This is a genomic window from Mesorhizobium sp. M0768 (assembly GCF_040320195.1).
In the GTDB taxonomy this organism is placed as follows: domain Bacteria; phylum Pseudomonadota; class Alphaproteobacteria; order Rhizobiales; family Rhizobiaceae; genus Mesorhizobium.
Map to the genome: position 1 here is coordinate 1 of NZ_JAMYPD010000078.1, position 2,491 is coordinate 2,491.

General features: G+C 57.7%; 3 protein-coding genes and 1 pseudogene. 3 read left to right on the forward strand and 1 reads right to left on the reverse strand.

What is annotated here, in order from left to right:
• The 3 genes and pseudogenes from NKI08_RS34285 to NKI08_RS34295 all read left to right on the forward strand — a co-directional run.
• Positions 1-709 (forward strand): hypothetical protein (locus tag NKI08_RS34285; protein ID WP_352775903.1); only part of this gene is annotated, 709 nt, incomplete at its 5' end.
• Between the two features lie 729 nt (positions 710-1,438).
• Positions 1,439-1,723 (forward strand): hypothetical protein, encoded by a 285-nt coding sequence (locus NKI08_RS34290; RefSeq protein ID WP_352775906.1) that lies wholly within the window; start codon positions 1,439-1,441, stop codon positions 1,721-1,723.
• A 185-nt stretch (positions 1,724-1,908) separates the two neighbouring features.
• Positions 1,909-2,230 (forward strand): annotated as a pseudogene (locus NKI08_RS34295) (transposase); the annotation flags it as partial.
• 42 nt (positions 2,231-2,272) lie between these two features.
• Here NKI08_RS34295 and NKI08_RS34300 read toward each other — a convergent pair.
• Positions 2,273-2,491: hypothetical protein (locus NKI08_RS34300; RefSeq protein ID WP_352775909.1), on the reverse strand; the 219-nt coding region annotated here is incomplete at its 5' end.

Below are 2,491 nucleotides of genomic sequence, written 5' to 3' on the forward strand. Positions count from 1 at the left end.
TTCTGCTCATCTTCTTCCATCACAAGGTGTCCACCTATTTTGGTGGACACCTCATGCATCAGAGCACTCAACAGCAAAAGGTGCGGGGAAATTCGCGCTTACGTTTCAGGGAACAAATTCTTTGGAAAAGAAGGGCCTTTGGGCGACCGATGGTACAGCCGAAGGAACTCAGGAAATCCCAGTCAAGAATGCGTCGGCAAATGGCGTAACTCCTATGGGCTTTCCGCGCCGCTTCGGTGCGCTGGGGGATCGACTCTTCTTTTGGGGTATTAATGTTTCAGGAAAGGGAGGGCTCTGGGCGACGGACGGCACGTCTAAAGGAACTGTGGAAATACTGGCCAAAGGCACCGGGCCCCGAGGGCTTGACCCTCAGGGTTTTTTCCCGTTTGAGGACAAACTGTTTTTCCGCGGGATGGTTTCATTGCACAAGGTAGGACTTTGGCGAACCGATGGCACCGCAGCCGGCACCATTCCACTAAAAGTCGCTGGAGCCGGCAAGACGTACGGACTGAATCCAAATAGTTTTGCGGAACTTGGTCCTATTGGCAGCCGCCCGAGAGCGTTGTTTTTCAGCGGCTCTACCGAGCAACACAGCACGCTTTGGAAAACAGATGGCACTTCGCAAGGAACGGTTCCGATTATCCCCGTAGCCAACTCACCTAACCTAGCTCCCAGAGATATAATTTCGGCCACGTTAACCTTTGATTGACGGCTGCGTCGTGATCGAGGGGGCGATCGGCTAACCGCACATGGAGTAGATAGCCAGTCGACCGTGAACAACGAGCGGATTTCTCTGGCGGACGGTTTCACAGCACGTCTCCGGCGAGGCCGCCTTGCGCGAGCATGGCACGGTAGTGAGGCTGCGCTCTTAAGGTCGTCCTTACGAGCGCTAGTTAGCAGCACTGCAGCACAGCATGAGCCATCTGACGTTATTGACCGGGCCTGAGCGTCGTCGTCGTTGGAGTGAAGAGGATCAGTGCCGGACCGGGCGGGTCAGCCACCCCAAAAACAGCGAAAAATGCCCCTCGGTGCTTTGCAGCAACAGTTAACGGAACGCTCACGGCTGTGCGATATTCAATCAAATACGCGCTACGCGGGGTCCAATGCGTAAGCCTGCCTGCCGCGTCCGGCTTTCGTTCATCTGTCCGATGGAGCCCGAGCTGGTACATGCTGAGCAATGGGAAGGCGTAGTGCCTTTCCCGGCAGGTGCCCCCATCGATGGATGAAACTGGCCCCCTGACGGCTTGACTCCGTCACCCAGTTGCTCCCTTCCGCTGGGTGGCCGAGGGTCTTGGCAGGGTCCTACAGGCCCAAGTCGAGCCGAACCTTTGCGGCACCCCCGGCAGAATACGATGATCGTGCCCGTGTGACTTTGCGGCTTCCACTTGTCAGGGAACGGTGCCAGTATTTGCTGGGGTAACAGGAAGGAGCAGAAGGTATGAAAATCACCGAGCAACAGCTTACAAAGGAGTTGAACGACGCTGGACTGGACGTGCCAAGCGATCAAATCGTCTTCCCGTATGGTTATAGAATAGCTGAGCTTGATGGCCGAAAGGTTATCATGCCCCTTTCGAAGGAGGAACTTCTGGCAATGGCCCCAAATGTAATGGTGAATGGCTGCGCCATATCGGCGTTGCAGTGCATAAAGCAACCACTGTGCAAGGGATTCTGTTTTCGCGAAAGTGACGGTCTCGGCGGCTACTATTGCGATTGCGGCGGGTGAGGCCGCCAAAAGAGGCCGCCGCCAGCATTCTGACGGGCTAGAGCACGTCCTGTGATCGATGAATCGATTGCGATGTGACGCTGATTCAACGTCCACCTCGATGGAGGTGGACGATGGAAGAGCATTGAGCGGGGATCTTCGGTCGCGGGTCTTGAAGGCTTCGGACGAGGGCCTGTCGGTGCGCCTCCAGCCTCGATGCGCATGAAGCCTTCATCGTCGGGCTGATCGAGGAGCGCAAGGACATCACGCTGAACGAGATGGTGGAGCGGCTCGTCGCCGAGCAGTTGGTGCGGATCAGCCGCAGCGCCTTGAGCGCCTGGCTTCGCGGCCACGGCTGGACAAAAAAACGCGCACGCCCTGGAGCAGGATCGCCCCGACGTCCTGAAGCGGCGCCGGGACTGGTTCGACGGCCAGCTCGATCTCGATCCGGCGAAGCTCGTGTTCATCGACGAGACCGGCCTCTCCACAAAGATGGCCCGCCTGCGTGGAAGCGCGCCGCGCGGCGAGCACGGGACCGCATCTTGCGGTCCCTTTTCCTGCAACGACCGCTTAGGGGACAGAGACGCAACGTTCACGTTGCTGGCAATGAAGGTCAGGAGATGGCGCGCTGTGCTCGTTCCCGCCGACCGATTCAAACGGCAAGGTTCCACCGATAGTGTTGAAAAAGTCCGGGTTGCAGCAGTCCTGAAGCACTTCTCTATTCGGCATGTTGAGGTCAAGCGCTTTCGAGCTTGCGGCTTCTCCGGCGTTTGACGTCTTTCGCGGGGC

Coding starts and splice junctions, on each gene's coding strand:
- NKI08_RS34290 (WP_352775906.1), top strand. CDS start 1,439: ATGAAAATCACCGAGCAACAGCTTACAAAGGAGTTGAACGACGCTGGA.